Source organism: Caballeronia sordidicola (assembly GCF_002220365.1).
Classification (GTDB): Bacteria; Pseudomonadota; Gammaproteobacteria; order Burkholderiales; family Burkholderiaceae; genus Caballeronia; species Caballeronia sordidicola_C.
Genome location: NZ_MTHB01000282.1, coordinates 1 through 15,295 on the forward strand (window position 1 = coordinate 1; position 15,295 = coordinate 15,295).

The window sequence follows — 15,295 nt, forward strand, 5'->3', positions numbered from 1 at the left end:
AGGCGCGGGCTGGTTTGATGTGGCGCGCGAAGGTCCACGCCTTGCGCGGCCGCCAGCAATTCGATGGCAAGAATATGCGCGACGTTTTCCGCAATATAACCGAGCTTGCGGGCGGCGAACGTCGCCATGGAGACGTGATCTTCCTGATTCGCCGATGTCGGCAATGAATCGACCGATGCCGGATGCGCGTAGGTCTTGTTCTCCGACGCCAGCGCCGCAGCCGTCACATGCGCGATCATGAAGCCCGAATTCACGCCGCCATCGCGTACGAGAAACGGTGGCAAACCGGAAAGCGTCGCATCGATCAGCAACGCGATCCGGCGCTCCGCCAGCGCACCAATTTCCGCAGCGGCGATAGCGAGGTTATCGGCGGCGAATGCAACGGGTTCCGCGTGGAAATTGCCGCCAGAGAGCACTTCGCCGGTGTCCGGGAAGATCAGCGGATTGTCCGATACGGCATTCGCTTCGATCAGCAAGACATCGGCCGCATGGCGCATCTGGTCGAGACACGCGCCCATGACTTGCGGCTGGCAACGCAGGCTGTACGGGTCCTGAACCTTGTCGCAATCCTGATGCGACAAGTTGATCGCGGAACCTTCCAGCAACGTGCGATAGGCAGCCGCCGCATCGATCTGTCCGGCGTGACCGCGCAGCGTGTGAATGCGGGCGTCGAACGGAACGACGGAACCCATCGCGGCATCCACCGACAGCGCGCCCGACACCAGCCCCGTGCGGTACAGGTCTTCGATCGCGAACATGTTGTACAACGCGAGCGCCGTGGAAGCCTGCGTGCCGTTGAGCAGCGCAAGACCTTCTTTAGCCTGCAGCGTCAGCGGTTCGAGGCCGGCTACGCGCAGCCCGTCCAGCGCACTCGCCCGCTCGCCACGGATGGTGACTTCGCCAATACCGAGCAACGCCGTCGACATATGCGCAAGCGGCGCCAGATCGCCCGATGCGCCCACCGAACCCTTGACCGGGATGACAGGCAGGACATCGGCGTTGAACAGCGTGATCAGCGCGTTGATCACCTCGCGGCGGATGCCCGAATGCCCGCGCCCCAGGCTCGACACCTTCAACGCGATCAGCAACCGCACGACCGGTCGCGACATGGGTTCGCCCACGCCCACGGCATGCGACAACACCAGATTGCGCTGCAACAGTTCGAGTTGATCGGCGGGAATGTGGGTGCTCGCCAAACGGCCGAAACCCGTGTTGATTCCGTAGGCCGGCTCGCCCTTGGCGGCGATGTCGGCAACGGTTTGTGCGGAAGCGTCGATGGCAGCGAAGCTGGCCGGATCGAGGGTTAATGCGTCGGAGCCGCGGGCGATCTGGCGCAAGTGCGCCAGCGTGAGGTGGCCGGGGGTCAATTCGATCATCGCAAGTCCTGTCTATACAAGTTACGACCCAGTCTAAACAAACAAATCCCCCAAAACAAGGCCTGAAAACACCTAATTGGAATTTTCGGGGATCGAACCGCCCGTTTTTCGACCGGTTGTCTATACAGCGCTAAATCGCTTCTCCATACGAAAGTTCGTTAACCGCTGGCCGCGCAGCGCCACATCTTGCGAGCGGACGACCTGAAAGCCGTGCTTCTCGAAGAACGGCCGCGCGGTAATGCTGGCATCGGTATCGAGGACCGCGAGCCGTTGCACACGCGCCGCGTTTTCCACCGTATCAAGCAGCGCGCTCGCCACGCCCCCGCGCTGGCTGGCCGCGTCGACGAACAACATGTCGATGTGCCCGTTGCTTTCAAGATCGATGAAACCTGCAATGACACTATCGACCAATGCGACCCATGTCGGCCGGTCAAGCCGGCGGAGCGCCCAGACATTGCGATCCACCTGCGCCCACGCCGCGATCTGGCCCGCATCGTAATCACGAGACGCCACTCCCCGCACCGAGCGCAGAAACACACTCACAACCGCATCCAGATCCGCGGCTACATAACGCCGGATGACGGGTTGCATCGACGAGTGCACGGGTTCTTTAGCGCGTGAGCGAGACCGTCGCGATGCCCAGGATGGTCATCACGACCGAGGCCGTCACGTGAATCGCGATCTCGCCCGCTGCCCAGCCGTAGCGCCCCTGCTGCAGATGCGCGACGACTTCGGCCGAGAACGTCGAGAAGGTCGATAAGCCGCCCATCAAGCCGGTGATGACGAACAGGCGCCATTCCATCGATACCCCGGGGAAGCGCGCGAACCACGCCACCGCCACACCGATCACGTAGCCCGCGATGACGTTCGCCGCAAGCGTCCCGAGCGGAAGATTGGGAAACAACGTGTTCAGGCGCAGACCCAGGACCCATCGAAACAGGGAACCCAGCGCGCCGCCAACACCTACAGCCAGAATCGACAAATACATGAGCGAAGGCAGAAGATCAGAGAGAAACGAACGTTAGACGCTCGATGAGCTGTTTGCGGCTTGCCGCGACGACCGTCTCGCCGGACGCCGAAAGTCGCGCAATCCAGGTGCCGTCGCGCCGCTGCTCCCACCCGCCGCATTCATGGCCGTCCAGCAGCACGGAGCCGCGCATGACCAGTTGGGGATCGGCGGGATCGAGAACGGTGTCGTCGTTGTGTTCCAGCTTGACGGTTCGCATGGGCGTTGCGCTCGCGCGCGGGAATGCGTAAAGCCGTAATCATAATGGAATGCATCAGGAACCCGACACAGAAAGCCAGAATGCGAGAAAGCACGTCGCCGCCTTTCATGCACAATACGGGTCGCTTCGTTGTTGTAGTCGAGTTCGACTTTATATGTTCCACACTGCCCGCATGAATTTGAACCTGGACGACCTGATAGACACTGTTGCAGACACCTTGCAGCAGCACTATCCCACCCACCATTGGGCGCAATTCGCGCTCGGCCTGCTGACGCTCGTTCTGGCCGCGCTGTTCGCGCAGTGGGTGGTCGCGCGCATCGTGCTGTATTTCGCGCACCGTCTGCTCGTCCTGACCGAGCGCCAGGCGTGGGACAAGGCGCTCGCCCGGCACCGCGCGTATCACCAGCTTTGGTACGCCGTGCCGTTCGCGGCGGTGGCCATCGGTATCGGCGACGTGCCGCACATCGGTCACATGGCGGATGTCATCGAGCGGCTCGCGCACGCCGGCGCATGGGTCTGCGTCTTCTTCGCGATGGGCGGCGCGCTCAGCGCATGGCAGGACGTGTACGCGGCCAGCATGCAGGCGCAGACACGCTCGATCAAAGGCTACATCCAGATCGGCAAGCTCGCGCTCGCGTTGATATGCGGTGTGCTGGTGCTGTCTATCGTGATCGACCGTTCGCCGCTCTGGATGCTGTCGGGTCTCGGTGCATTGTCGGCCGTCCTGCTGCTCGTGTTCAAGGACACGTTGTTGTCGCTGGTGGCGAGCACGCAGCTCACCTCGAATGACATGCTGCGCATAGGCGACTGGATCGAAATGCCGCAATCCAACGCCGATGGTTTCGTGAAGGACATCGCGCTGCATACCGTGAAGGTGCAGAACTGGGACAACACGGTGACTACCGTGCCCACCTACAAGCTGTTCTCCGAGAGTTATAGAAACTATCGGCAGATGTTCGAATCGGGCGGGCGGCGCATCAAGCGCACGCTGCGAATAGATGCCACCTGTGTGCGTTTTCTCACCGATGAAGAAACCGCGCGCCTCAAGCAATTCCGCTTGCTGCACGATTATCTGGAAGAAAAACAGATCGAAGTCGACCAGGCGAACAAGAATCTCGGCGAGCTCGCCAGCGAGCCGGCCAACCGGCGGCGGCTGACGAATATCGGCACCTTCCGCGCGTATGGGCTCGCGTATCTGCAACGACATCCGGAGATCAGACAGGACATGTCGATGATGGTGCGGATGATGGAACCGCAATCGGAAGGCATTCCTGTCGAGGTGTATTGTTTCACCGCCGTCACCGCATGGTCGCAATACGAACGCATCCAGGGCGATGTGTTCGACCACTTACTGTCTATCCTGCCGGAGATGGGTCTGCGGCTCTATCAGGCGCCGTCGGGCTCGGACATGAGCGGGCTGGTGAGCGGGCTGATTGGAGGCGGTGCAGGGGGTGCGGGTGGCGCAGGACGTTCAAGCGCCATTGGCGGGGCGGAAAGCGGCCGTTTGCGCGGCGAGTTGCCCACGCTCTAACTGGAGAAGCAGGCAAGAATCCGCGACTTTTATGTATTCACGCGAACCGTCCTGATGCCTAAAGTGTGAACCTTGCCGGCATTCCTTCTGCATCACCCGAAGGTGCCCGCCGGTCATCGCACTCATCGCTTCTACAGGAAAACTCCCGTGACCGATCGCGTTCATGCCATGCGTGTTTTCATCCGCGTCGTCGATACCAACAGCTTCTCGCGCGCCGCCGAATCTCTCGGCATGCCGCGTGCAAGCGTCTCGACGACCATTCAACAACTCGAGGCCCTGCTCGGCGTGCAACTGCTTGCACGCACCACGCGGCGTCTCAATCTCACGGCCGAAGGGGCCGAGTGTTACGAGCGCTGCGTGCGCATTCTCGCGGATATCGACGACCTGGAAGCAGGCTTTCACGGCCGCGACGAGCGCCTGCGCGGCCGCCTGCGCATCGAGTTGCCCGATACGGTCGCCACCGCGCTGGTCGTGCCTGCGCTACCCGATTTCCATGCGCGTTATCCGCATATCGAGTTGTCGATCGGCATCTGCAACCGCGCCGTCGATCTGGTCGGCGAAGGCGTGGATTGCAGCGTGCAACTTGGCGAGCTGCCCGATTCAGGGCTGATCGCACGGCGGCTCGGCACCTTTGAGCACGTGACTTGCGCCACGCCCGCGTATCTGGAAGCGCACGGCACGCCGAAGACACTCGACGAACTCGCGCAGCACGTCGCGGTGAACTGTGTGTCGGCTCGCACGGGCCGGCCGTGTGATTTCGACTTCGAAGTGGATGGCGAAGCGGTGACCGTGAAGATGGCCGGTTTCGTTCAGGTCACCGACGAACACGCGTATCTCGCGTGTGGCCTGCAAGGCCTCGGGCTGATTCAGCCGCCGCGCATTGCCGCGTTGCCGTACCTGCGTTCCGGGCAACTGCGCGAGGTGCTGCCGCAATGGAAGTCGATGCCAATGAATGTGTCGGTGGCATTCGTCAAGAGCCGGCAAGCCGCGCCGAGGGTCAGCGCGTTCGTGGACTGGCTGGCGGAATTGTTCGAGCGCTCGCAGGAAATGGACGATACGCTCACGCGCCTGTTTCGCACGGCTCGCCGTCCGGTTTGCGCTCCCGCGAAGGCCGCGGCATCAAGACCTGCGACAGTCCGCGACGAGGACGCGCACGAGGAAACCACCAGCGAGTCATGATCCTGCGTGTCGCCGGCATGGGCGCTCATGCCGGTTTAACCGGCTGAGCCGCCCCGCTGCCCGCCACGGTATTCCACTTGCGGACCTCCCAGTGCGTGACCAATCCCTCGGTCACATAAGGATCGGCTCGCGCGAACGCCTCCACCACCGCGGGCGAGTCCGCCTCGAACAGCAGCATCGCCCGGTCGACGGGTGCGTCCAGCGCCCCGCCCAGCAACAATTCTCCGCGTTCCGCCGATGCCCACGCCACCGTTAGATGGCGGTCGCGAAACGCCGTCCGGCGTTCGAGATAATCGGCGCTCAATTCGTACATCAATAGAAAGTGCATAAGCTTGTCTCCCGTTGCAGGCAACGCTGCGCGCGTCGCAATCGAACGATCATGCCGTATGTAACAAGCGCCTATATGACACCCACGTAAGATTTGGTAGGCATGCCAAAACTGTATGCCAGAGTCCGTGTGTGCGATCATGATGGCACTTTCGACTTTTACCTTCGCGCGGGTTCGCGAATTACCGCGACGCTCAAGATTCCGGCAGCGTCGGACGTTCTCCGGAACATGCCTGTTCCGCGGCTTTTTCGCCTCTTGGTTCGCCGGCTTAAGGGTTAATCACTCTCGCCGCGCTTGGGTTTCGCCGTTACTCCTCTTCGACATCCGGCAGCATGCCGATCGTCGGAGTCTAAATTCATCCGGCGCTCGTCATACGCATTTCGCCGCCCGTTTCAAGGGGCAAGTTTGAACAACATCGGTTTCTCGCTCGTCGTAGCGCTGCTCCGCGCGCTCGCTCGCCTGCCTTACGGCCTGGTCGCGCGATTTGGCAGCGGTCTCGGTGCGCTGCTTTATTGCATTCCGAGCCGTCGAAAACACATTGTGCAGGTCAATCTGCAATTGTGCTTTCCGGGAAAGACCGCCGCCGAATACGAATTGCTCGGACGCTCCCATTTCCGTCACGTTGTGCGCAGTTACGTGGAGCGCGGCGTGCAGTGGTTTGGTTCGGCTCGCGCTATCGAAAAACTCGTGCAGCTCGAAAGCCATATTGATCTCAACGACGAAAATTCACCGCCCACCATTTTCATGGGCTTCCACTTTGTCGCCATTGAAGTGGGCTGCATGCTGTACTCCATGAAGCTGCCCATCACCGCGCTTTATACGCCGATGTCCAGCAAACGGCTCAACACGCTCGCAGTAGAACAGCGAGGGCGTTTTGGCGCCGACATGGTCATGCGAGCCGACAGTGCCCGTCGGATTCTGAAACTGCTGCGCAAGGGCGGCTCGGTGATGCTGGCCGCCGACATGGATCATGGCATCGAAAACTCGGTATTCGTGCCGTTCTTCGGCGTACAGGCCTGCACGCTTACGTCAGTGTCGCGGCTGGCGCGCCTTGGGGGGGCGCGCGTGGTGCCGTTCGTGACCGAAGTGCTGCCCGATTACCAGGGTTACAAGATGACGATCTTCGAGCCGCTCGCCGACTTTCCCTCGCAAAGCGACGAAACCGATGCCCGCCGGATGAACGAGTTCCTGGAATCGCAAATAGTGCGTTTTCCGGAACAATACTACTGGGTGCATCGCCGCTTCAAACACCGGCCGGAAGGCGTAGCCGGCGTCTATTGAACGCTTCCTGAACGCCTCCCAGGCGTGTCAGTTGTCAAAGTCAGCGCGCGCCGCGATCAGTCGGGCTTGCGGAAGTCGTTATCTACCCAGGCCTGCGCGCTTGTCTTGCTGAGCTTGAACCCTGCGGACACCCGCACGTGGGCAAGCAGCGCACCGAACGAATCGAGCGCCTTCAGGTCTGCGTAAGGATCGTCCTCGTCAGGCACGATATCCAACGACACCGTCACATCTTCGCCGTCCGCGCGAACCGTAAAATCCTTGTGAAGCATTGCGTGGCGCTGTTGCTCGTGCCGGCGCAATACTTCGGATGCTGTCTTGACCAGCGTGCGGAACGCGTTCGGATCGAGCGGCTTGGGGTTCTTCTTGTCGCGGCCCATGGTCCAGGGCCCGGTGAGCGCCGGTTCGGCTTCGCCGTCCTTGATCATCTGGACCGCCCAGCCGTCGTCATCCTCGTTCTTGATCACTTTCGCGGTCCAGCCGTCGTCGCGCCATAGGCGGTCTTCGTGGAGCGTGGTGTCTTCGTCGGTATGGAGATCGGGGTCTGAATCGGTCATGGGGATAAGAAGCTCGAGTTGCATGAAACGGTGTGGGAGCACGCGAGTGTTGCACAGTGCCTAAGCAACGAATTTTAACCTGCAAGAAGCCTCGGCATCGTCGAAAATGCCCACACGCTGGCCGATCGGTCTACTCGACGAGCACATTGCACGCCGCCTGCCGTTTTTGTTGCAGGTGTGTCGCGCGCATGTGCGCCGGCGCGCGCCCGGATATCCCGGGCGTTTCGCCAACACTCAACACTACGGAAAAATCTTCATGCTTTCACTTATCGGCACCATTATCATCGGCGGCGTCATTGGTTTGATTGCGCGAGCGATCAAGCCAGGCGACGACAGCATGGGCTGGATCATGACGATCCTGCTGGGCATTGCCGGCTCGCTGGTGGCAGGCTACGTCGGCCGCGCGCTCGGCTGGTATCACGAAGGACAGGCGGCGGGGTGGATTGCCTCGGTGGTCGGCGCTATCGTCCTGCTGTTTGTCTGGGGACTGGTCGTGCGCCGCCGGGCTTGAAACACGTGAGATCCGATTCGCGCATGAGCTTTCGGGTCAAATGAAAAAGGCTGTTCCAACGAAAGTCGGAACAGCCTTTTCATTTTGTCCGCAAGTCGAGGGCAATCGATTTTCGTCACTCCAAGGTGACTTTGCCGCTCTGTTGCAAAACGTGACATTCACAAGCGCCTTGTTCGTGCAGAATGCAGCTTGATTTTCGATCTAACCGCATCATTACGGTCTTAAAAATAAAAGAGTAACGAGACATGCGAGCTGGAAAAGCGCAACAAGCGATTTATACAATAAGCAATACTAATATTAATGCTGAAGGCGCGCTAATTTACAACAGCTAGCTCTGTGTTCTTCGCTGACATTCTTCCACGCGCTGACCTTCTCCGCGTAAAGCAATGCCCATCTACATTGTTATCAGAAAGCCATTTCATGCTGATTAGCTTTCCCTTCCTACCCGCGCCTGGCAACGGCAGTGCAGACAGCTTCGAGCAGGCTGCGTTGACCGTAACCGCCCGTCTCGACGACTACGAATCACCTCATGGTATCTATCCGGTAAGTCTCGACCGGCGGTGGCATGGAGGTGTTCACCTGACACCAAAGTTCCTCGATGAACCAGTCCGTGCGATCGCGGACGGCACCGTCGTCGCGTATCGCGTTGTTTCAGACTGCGTTGTTGAAGGGCATGACAACAGCTTCATCCTCCTGAAGCATCAGACAGAAACCGGGCATGAGCGATCGATGACCTTCTATTCGCTTTACATGCATCTCATGAACCACGCAGACATGAAGGGCAAGCGCGTGCTGAAGAGGCAGTTGGTTCCGCTCATGCAGGAGCCTACCGGCGAAGCCCGCCACGACGGCAAAACGAAGGTTTTTCGCAAAGACATCCTCGGTTACCCAGGCAAGATGTACGGACAGCGGATGATCCACTTCGAGATCTTCATGACGGACGTGGATTTCAACGCTCATTTCGACAAGACGCTGCTTGGCAAGATGCCGGTCGAGTCGGACGGATCCGAAGAGCCATGGGGCAACGCCTACTACGTGATCCCACCGAGGTCTTTTCGTGTGAAGCCGAGCGGACAAAGCGACGTAATAGGAACCTCCGACAAGACCCTGTTCGTTCGAATCGCATACGAAAGTGGAACAAAGTACACAACAGTTTGGGCGGCCGACGGTGTGGATCAGTCACCTGCGCTGATCACACCGGAGAAAGGCGTTCCGGATCCGGAATACGAGTACAGCCTGTTCAAGACGGCGTGCGAAAGTTATCCGGCTTGCCCAAGTGCGGGTTACGAGTTGCTTAGATTCGGCCGCGTGATTGGACCCGACAAGGGGAAGTTACCTGCCGAACAGAACGTAAACTGGCAGCGGATCCCATTTGCGCCGGGACAATCCGGGTATGTCGACTTGAACTTGCGGGACATCCGCAAGATGTCGGACGCGGATTTTCCCTTTTTCACAGGGTGGGTGAAGGCGACAGAAGGTAACGGCGCGCTGTCTGATGATGGCTTGTGCGACGTCAAGGTCATTCTCGACATACTGCGTGATGCGAACACACCACCCCCGCGCCCCGGCGTGGATCGTCAAGAGCGTCTGGCTCTCTATCTTCGGGATGACGAGCAAGCTCGCAGAAAACTGCGTGGCTTGATTTGCGAGGCGCCGACCGAGTGGGACAAAAGTACGAACGTCCGGCGCTACCGCACGCTAACCAATCCGGGTGAACACTATGCGGACGATCCGGCCGGACTTAAGAAGTTTGTCGATTTCGTCGAAAAATTCCAGTTCTGGGATATGACGGGACTGCCATCGAAAATTTGGCATTTCCACCCGCTCGCGTTCGTTGAGCATTTCAAGAAGTGCGGTTGGTTAAGTCGCCCGGAGATGGCGCAGCTATTGCCCGTGAGCGCGATGCGTCTTCACAGAGGTGCGTATTTGTCGGAGCCAGTGGATATCAACGTTCCTGCCCGACAAAGGGTGTTGTCCGACTTCCGTGTCGATTTGAACAAAGCATTGCGCAAGCATGGCATCGTCACCGCCAATCGTATGGCTGCGTTTTTCGGCAATGCCATGCAAGAGACGCAGTGGTTCGGCAAGCTCTACGAGGACAATTCAGTCGCGTGGTACTACCCATGGGATGGCCGGGGGTTCCTGCAGTTGACCGGCCCGGGCAACTACATCAAATACTGGCGGTGGCGTGGACGCGATGTCGCAGTGACGGTTGAGCAGGCATTGGTCAGCGCGTACAGCAAAAAGGATCATGCCGCATTGCAGGACAAGGCTAATCCAAAGGTGACTTCAGAAATGATTGAATGGCGGAACGATGTAAGTGGGCTTAAGGACAACACACGTTACGATTCTTCGGACAGTGCGGTCGCGTATTGGGCGTGGAGTGGCGCGGCCCGCTTCGCCGACTTCCCTTCATCGAACGATCGGGCGACAAAACGGATAGGCAGCGATACCCACGTCTACTATGCGTGCCAATCGTTTGGCCAAGTGGCCGCGACGGTGAACTTCGGTAGCCCGGTGACTAATCTGACGAGCATCGACAAAGTTAATGGCATCGTCGCCCGTTACCAAGCCTATACAAGCGCGCTCAAAGTGCTCGCCGATACGCCGCAGTTTCCGGATCAAGACGGCAATCTACAAACTACACCGGAAGGCTACGAACGCAGAAAGGATATCTCGTGAGAAAACTAACGATTACGTGGATGCTCGCCATAGGTGGTTGCATACATACACCTGTTTGGGCTTCGACGGCAGCATTCAAAGCTGATTCGGTAGCGGAACATGTCATCGGGGATTGTCAGTTTCGGATGAAGAACATCGAGAGCGGGGATTTTGCGGGGAATTCATCCACGAAATTCGGGGGGTATTCAGTCGGGAACGATAGCGATTCGAAATTCTGGGCTGTCCACATGGTTTGCGAAACGCTCCACCCGGAAGTCCTCGCCGAGCGCGCGAACATCAAAAAAATGAATGGTAGATGGGAGATAGAGGATCGCGGGCAACCCTTTCCGGAGGGGCTGCGCGTGCGCCTTTACGTTCTTAAGGGAACGAATTGGGACGGGGCGGGAACCACGTTAGATCAAACAGATGGAGAAGAAAATCGTCGTACGCGCGGCCTTGCCTTTTGCCTTGTCCACGAAACCAAAGCGCTTTGCGGCAGCAGTGACGTGATGTATCTAACCCACCCCAAATCCAGCGTGTTGAACAAGGTATTGAAACTACTCAATAGCATCGAATTCATAGACGGTCCTCCCTATAACAAGACCGGTACCGTTACGAGATAGCAAAGGCTGCCCCCCGGACGGACGCTCTATGAAAAGACTAGTAGTTGCATGGATGCTCGCCTTCGGTTGGTCAATGCCGTCACCTGTGTGGGCACTCTCAGCAGTATCTTCGATAGCCCAGACCGCTGAGCACGAAATCGGAGATTGCCGATGCCAGATACCCAATTCACAGGCAATTCGTTTTGTTGGAAGCAAAGACAGTAGCTTGGGCGGCTTCGGGTTCGGTCACACCGGTGAATCCGGCTTTTGGGCGGTAAACTTGGTTTGCGAGACGCTCAGTCCTGATGTACTTACCGATCGCGCGAACATCAAAGACGTTAATGGTAGATGAGAGATAGAAGACCGCGGGCATCCCTTTTTCAAAGGGTTGAGCGTCCAGTTGTACGCTCTCAAGGGAACGAACTGGAAGGGAACGCGAACTACGTTAGATCAAACGGATGGAGCAGAAGATCGCCGTACGCGCGGTTTTGCCTTTTGCCTTGTCCACGAAACCAAGGCGCTTTGCGGCAACAGTGACGTCATGTATCTAAGCCGCCCCAAGTCCAGCGTGTTGAACAAGCGCTGAGACTACTCAATAGCATCGAATTCATTGATGCCCCGGTCTCCGCAAAATACGAAACGACCAACGGCCGAATTGAAGCCCATCCAATTTTTCCTGCGATACACCCTGGTCCCATTCGTGGCAATCGTGCTCGTTGCCTCGTGGGCGATCACGAAAGAGTCGACCGAGATCGATGCACGCCAATATGCGTCTCTCGCCGAGGCTTATCCGCAACTGCCGCAGGGCATCAAGCACGAACTGAGCGAGTCGATGAAAGAAAACAAGATCAGCAAATCGCGTTACGCCACCCTCACACGCGACGCCATGAACAGCGGCGTTATTCTCGACTGGCCGCCAACGCCGCACGGTGTGGCGGAAGAACGCGGCAGGCTGAAAGCCCTGATTGAAGCGAGTCGCGACTAGGGAACTGAGGCGCTGAGGATCACGCGTTCATCCCCGACTTCAGGAACAGCACATGCCGGGGCGCAAAGTGCGCGTACAACGGCAGGATTGCACCGCCCATCGCGCGGGCATCGGCGCCAATCTCCCCTTCGACCAGCCTGGGCCGCAACATCCCCTGCCAGTCGAAGGCATCGAGCGCGGTATTGGTCCGGCTTAATACTTCCCGCAACAACTGGCGATCCAGCTCCCCGTCGATCACGATCGCGTCGACGTCGACCAGCGCCGCTGCCGTGGCGATAGCCGTGGCGAGTGCCGGGCAAGCGGCATCGAGCCACGCCTCGCACAAAGGCCACAACTGCGCCGACAGCGCACGTTGATCGTGAGCGGCGGCGGCGGGGAAACCGGCATCGGTGAAGCGCTTTTCCAGCACATACACCGACGCGACGTTAAGCAACTGCGGCGTGCCTTCGCCCATCAACGGAAATGACCCGATAGCACCGGCGTTCCCCTTCGGCCCGGCATGCAGCCGTCCATCGATGACCAGCCCGCCGCCAATGAACGTGCCGATAAACACGTAGAGAAAGTCGCCCAATCCGCGTCCCTGCCCCATCAGCAATTCAGCAGCGCAGGCAGCGGTCGTGTCCTTCGCGAACTCCACCGGCAACGTGGTCAGCGCCTGGACCCGCGCGCTGATATCGATCTCGTTCCATGCGGCGAAGACGTCCGGCGGGGTATCGAAGAAATTGCGCCAGCCGCCAAGCCATAACGGCGCCGCCACGCCTATTCCAACGACCTTGGCGGCGTCATTGCCGAGCGCGACCATCATCTGGTCGATCTTCTTGCTGAGCAAAGCGAACACCGTACGCGGATCGGGATACGCATACTCGATCACATCGCGCGCGTGCACCTGGCCCGCAAAGTCCATGGTCAGCACATCAAGACTTCGCCGCCCCACTTTCACGCCAATGGAAAAAGCCCCGTCCGCGCGCAGCGAGATCGGCACCGATGGCTGCCCCATGCGCCCCTGCACGCGCGTCCTGGCCTCCCGGGCAAGCAAGCCGTCGTCGATCAACCGATCCACGATCAGCGACGTGGTCTGCGTGCTCAGATGCGTCAGGCGCGCGATCTCGGACTTGGGGCATGGACCGTGGACACGCACCGCCTGCAGGACGATGCGCTCGTTCATCTGCCGCATGCCGGAAGGCTTCGGCGTTGCCGTGCTCGCGGACATTGAAGGCGTCATAGGGGATCAGGCGATCGCCTGCACGTCGGCCTGCTTCGCACCGGTCATGATGGCCACTGCTTCCGACATATGGATGTCTTTCGTATTGACCAGCGCCGCGCGTCGCCCGAGCCGCTGGATGTGAATACGATCGGCGATCTCGAACACATGCGGCATGTTGTGGCTGATGAGAATCACAGGCAGCCCGCGATCACGCACGCGCCGGATCAACTCCAGCACCATGTTGGATTCCTTCACGCCAAGCGCAGCGGTCGGTTCATCAAGGATCACCACATGCCGCGCGAACGCCGCGCTGCGCGCCACCGCCACGCCCTGGCGCTGACCGCCGGAAAGCGTTTCGACAGCCTGCTTCATCGAACGGATGCCGATCTGCAAACCCTCCATATGCGCGATGGCTTCCTGCAACATGCGCCGCTTGTCGATCATCATGAACACTGAGCCGAGGATGCCGGGACGTCTTAGCTCGCGCCCAAGAAAAAGGTTTTCCGCGATGCTCATCGCCGGTGCGACCGCAAGGTCCTGATAGACGGTTTCAATACCTTGCGAGCGCGCATCGAGCGGACTGCGAAAATGCACGGGATTTCCGTCCAGCAGGATCTCGCCTTCGTCGGGCACGAGTGCGCCGGAAAGCGCCTTGATCAGCGACGATTTGCCGGCCCCGTTATCGCCGATCACCGCCATGATCTCGCCGGGCATCAGTTCGAAATCGACGCCGTCAAGTGCGGTCACGGAGCCGTAGCGTTTGATGACACCGCGGGCTTCCAGAACGGGTTTGATTGTGTCGTTCATGAGCTTGGCTCCTCAGGCGCGGGGACGCGCGAGTTTATCGGCGGCGACCGCAAGAATCACCAGGATGCCGGTGATCAGAATCTGATAAACCGACGACACGCCAATCAGCGTCAGGCCATTGCGGAACACACCAACAATCAACGCGCCCAGCAAGGTCCCGACAATGGTGCCGCGTCCGCCGAACAGACTGGTGCCACCGAGCACGACGGCCGTGATGCTGTCGAGGTTCTCGGTCTGGCCCGCCTGGGGATCACCCACACCGGTTCGCGCCACCGATAACAGTGCCGCGATGCCATAGAAAAATCCTGCGAGCGTGTACACGGTGATCAGGATTTTCTGCGACGAAAGACCCATCAGCCGCGCCGCTTCGGCATTGTTGCCGAGTGCATAGAGATGGCGGCCGGGCACGGTATCGCGCAACACGAACCACACCACGAGGTACATCAACAGGGTCAGCACGGTGCCATACGTGACCTCCGCGCCGCCGAGATGGAAGGTGTTGCCGAAGAACATCATGGCGTCCGGCAGGTTCGAAATGCTCTCGGCGTTCGAGTACACCTGCGTCAGCGCGAATGCTATGTTCAGCGTCCCCAGCGTGACGATGAACGCGGGCAACTTGATTTTCGTAATGAGCGTACCGTTCAGCAATCCGAACAATGTGCTTGCCGCGACCCCACATACAATGGCAATCACGGGTGGCACGCCCAACGTGACGGCAAACTTCGTCATCACAATGGAGCCGAATGCCATCAACATGCCGCACGACAAATCGATTCCGCCGGTCAGCACGATCAGCGTCTGGCCGATCGCGATCACCGCCACGACCATGGTCTGCTGAAGGATCAGCGAGAGATTTTGTATCGATAAAAACCGGTCGCTTTGCCAGATGAAGAAAGCGCACGCGATCACAAGCGCTGCTAGCGGACCGATATCGGCAAGCGACGGCAGACGATCAGAGAACGTCGCGCGGCCGGCCGTGGGAGAGGTGGATTGCGTCATGACTCGGGACCTCGACAGCAAGTTCGAAAAAAATGCGCCGCTCACGCGACC

16 protein-coding genes are annotated in these 15,295 nt (G+C 59.3%); 7 read left to right on the forward strand and 9 right to left on the reverse strand.

Annotated features, from left to right (window positions below):
• The 4 genes from hutH to BSU04_RS41410 form a co-directional block, all read right to left on the reverse strand.
• On the reverse strand, positions 1-1,376 hold a 1,376-nt coding region (gene hutH, locus BSU04_RS41395), incomplete at its 3' end, for a histidine ammonia-lyase (protein WP_144021514.1).
• A gap of 120 nt (positions 1,377-1,496) precedes the next feature.
• On the reverse strand, positions 1,497-1,967 hold the full coding sequence (locus BSU04_RS41400; RefSeq protein WP_089165984.1) for a GNAT family N-acetyltransferase: 471 nt from the start codon (positions 1,965-1,967) through the stop codon (positions 1,497-1,499).
• 19 nt (positions 1,968-1,986) lie between these two features.
• Positions 1,987-2,364 (reverse strand): fluoride efflux transporter CrcB, encoded by a 378-nt coding sequence (gene crcB / locus BSU04_RS41405; RefSeq protein ID WP_089165985.1) that lies wholly within the window; start codon positions 2,362-2,364, stop codon positions 1,987-1,989.
• Positions 2,365-2,380: 16 nt separating this feature from the next.
• Positions 2,381-2,602, reverse strand: coding sequence for a hypothetical protein (locus BSU04_RS41410; RefSeq protein WP_089165986.1), 222 nt, complete (start codon positions 2,600-2,602; stop codon positions 2,381-2,383).
• 172 nt (positions 2,603-2,774) lie between these two features.
• Between BSU04_RS41410 and BSU04_RS41415 the strand changes: the two genes are divergently transcribed.
• Both BSU04_RS41415 and BSU04_RS41420 read left to right on the forward strand, forming a co-directional pair.
• The gene (locus BSU04_RS41415) at positions 2,775-4,133 is read left to right on the forward strand and encodes a mechanosensitive ion channel family protein (RefSeq protein ID WP_089165987.1); all 1,359 of its coding nucleotides are present in this window, start codon (positions 2,775-2,777) and stop codon (positions 4,131-4,133) included.
• 147 nt (positions 4,134-4,280) lie between these two features.
• The gene (locus BSU04_RS41420; RefSeq protein WP_089165988.1) at positions 4,281-5,312 is read left to right on the forward strand and encodes a LysR family transcriptional regulator; all 1,032 of its coding nucleotides are present in this window, start codon (positions 4,281-4,283) and stop codon (positions 5,310-5,312) included.
• A gap of 25 nt (positions 5,313-5,337) precedes the next feature.
• Here BSU04_RS41420 and BSU04_RS41425 read toward each other — a convergent pair whose 3' ends face one another.
• Positions 5,338-5,640: a YciI-like protein gene (locus BSU04_RS41425; protein ID WP_089165989.1), complete on the reverse strand. Its 303-nt coding sequence runs from the start codon at positions 5,638-5,640 to the stop codon at positions 5,338-5,340.
• Positions 5,641-6,045: 405 nt separating this feature from the next.
• Between BSU04_RS41425 and BSU04_RS41430 the strand changes: the two genes are divergently transcribed.
• Positions 6,046-6,921 (forward strand): lipid A biosynthesis lauroyl acyltransferase, encoded by an 876-nt coding sequence (locus BSU04_RS41430; protein ID WP_089165990.1) that lies wholly within the window; start codon positions 6,046-6,048, stop codon positions 6,919-6,921.
• Positions 6,922-6,977: 56 nt separating this feature from the next.
• Here BSU04_RS41430 and BSU04_RS46925 read toward each other — a convergent pair whose 3' ends face one another.
• Positions 6,978-7,475, reverse strand: a complete 498-nt coding sequence (locus BSU04_RS46925; protein WP_089165991.1) for a hypothetical protein — start codon at positions 7,473-7,475, stop codon at positions 6,978-6,980.
• Positions 7,476-7,731: 256 nt separating this feature from the next.
• Between BSU04_RS46925 and BSU04_RS41440 the strand changes: the two genes are divergently transcribed.
• The 4 genes from BSU04_RS41440 to BSU04_RS41460 all read left to right on the forward strand — a co-directional run bounded on the left by BSU04_RS41440 (position 7,732) and on the right by BSU04_RS41460 (position 12,234).
• Complete coding sequence (locus BSU04_RS41440; protein ID WP_089166011.1) at positions 7,732-7,986, forward strand: GlsB/YeaQ/YmgE family stress response membrane protein; 255 nt, start codon at positions 7,732-7,734, stop codon at positions 7,984-7,986.
• Positions 7,987-8,406: 420 nt separating this feature from the next.
• Complete coding sequence (locus tag BSU04_RS41445; protein WP_089165992.1) at positions 8,407-10,668, forward strand: hypothetical protein; 2,262 nt, start codon at positions 8,407-8,409, stop codon at positions 10,666-10,668.
• Positions 10,665-11,270, forward strand: coding sequence for a hypothetical protein (locus tag BSU04_RS41450; protein ID WP_144021515.1), 606 nt, complete (start codon positions 10,665-10,667; stop codon positions 11,268-11,270). Before BSU04_RS41445 ends, BSU04_RS41450 begins: the two co-directional genes overlap by 4 nt.
• A 634-nt stretch (positions 11,271-11,904) precedes the next feature.
• Positions 11,905-12,234, forward strand: a complete 330-nt coding sequence (locus BSU04_RS41460) for a hypothetical protein (RefSeq protein WP_089166012.1) — start codon at positions 11,905-11,907, stop codon at positions 12,232-12,234.
• Between the two features lie 19 nt (positions 12,235-12,253).
• Here BSU04_RS41460 and BSU04_RS41465 read toward each other — a convergent pair whose 3' ends face one another.
• From BSU04_RS41465 to BSU04_RS41475, 3 genes are read right to left on the reverse strand one after another with little or no spacing between them, the layout of a single operon-like run.
• Positions 12,254-13,456 (reverse strand): ROK family transcriptional regulator, encoded by a 1,203-nt coding sequence (locus tag BSU04_RS41465; protein WP_089165995.1) that lies wholly within the window; start codon positions 13,454-13,456, stop codon positions 12,254-12,256.
• 6 nt (positions 13,457-13,462) lie between these two features.
• Positions 13,463-14,245 (reverse strand): ATP-binding cassette domain-containing protein, encoded by a 783-nt coding sequence (locus BSU04_RS41470; RefSeq protein WP_089165996.1) that lies wholly within the window; start codon positions 14,243-14,245, stop codon positions 13,463-13,465.
• A gap of 12 nt (positions 14,246-14,257) precedes the next feature.
• Positions 14,258-15,244, reverse strand: a complete 987-nt coding sequence (locus BSU04_RS41475; RefSeq protein ID WP_089165997.1) for an ABC transporter permease — start codon at positions 15,242-15,244, stop codon at positions 14,258-14,260.
• Between the last annotated feature and the right edge of the window lie 51 nt (positions 15,245-15,295).

Bases quoted from the DNA above. Each gene is read 5' to 3' on its own strand.
- BSU04_RS41410 (WP_089165986.1), bottom strand. From the start codon at position 2,602: ATGCGAACCGTCAAGCTGGAACACAACGACGACACCGTTCTCGATCCC.
- BSU04_RS41475 (WP_089165997.1), bottom strand. From the start codon at position 15,244: ATGACGCAATCCACCTCTCCCACGGCCGGCCGCGCGACGTTCTCTGAT.
- BSU04_RS41400 (WP_089165984.1), bottom strand. From the start codon at position 1,967: ATGCAACCCGTCATCCGGCGTTATGTAGCCGCGGATCTGGATGCGGTT.
- BSU04_RS41445 (WP_089165992.1), top strand. From the start codon at position 8,407: ATGCTGATTAGCTTTCCCTTCCTACCCGCGCCTGGCAACGGCAGTGCA.
- BSU04_RS41415 (WP_089165987.1), top strand. From the start codon at position 2,775: ATGAATTTGAACCTGGACGACCTGATAGACACTGTTGCAGACACCTTG.
- BSU04_RS41470 (WP_089165996.1), bottom strand. From the start codon at position 14,245: ATGAACGACACAATCAAACCCGTTCTGGAAGCCCGCGGTGTCATCAAA.
- BSU04_RS46925 (WP_089165991.1), bottom strand. From the start codon at position 7,475: ATGACCGATTCAGACCCCGATCTCCATACCGACGAAGACACCACGCTC.
- BSU04_RS41465 (WP_089165995.1), bottom strand. From the start codon at position 13,456: ATGACGCCTTCAATGTCCGCGAGCACGGCAACGCCGAAGCCTTCCGGC.
- crcB (WP_089165985.1), bottom strand. From the start codon at position 2,364: ATGTATTTGTCGATTCTGGCTGTAGGTGTTGGCGGCGCGCTGGGTTCC.
- BSU04_RS41440 (WP_089166011.1), top strand. From the start codon at position 7,732: ATGCTTTCACTTATCGGCACCATTATCATCGGCGGCGTCATTGGTTTG.
- BSU04_RS41425 (WP_089165989.1), bottom strand. From the start codon at position 5,640: ATGCACTTTCTATTGATGTACGAATTGAGCGCCGATTATCTCGAACGC.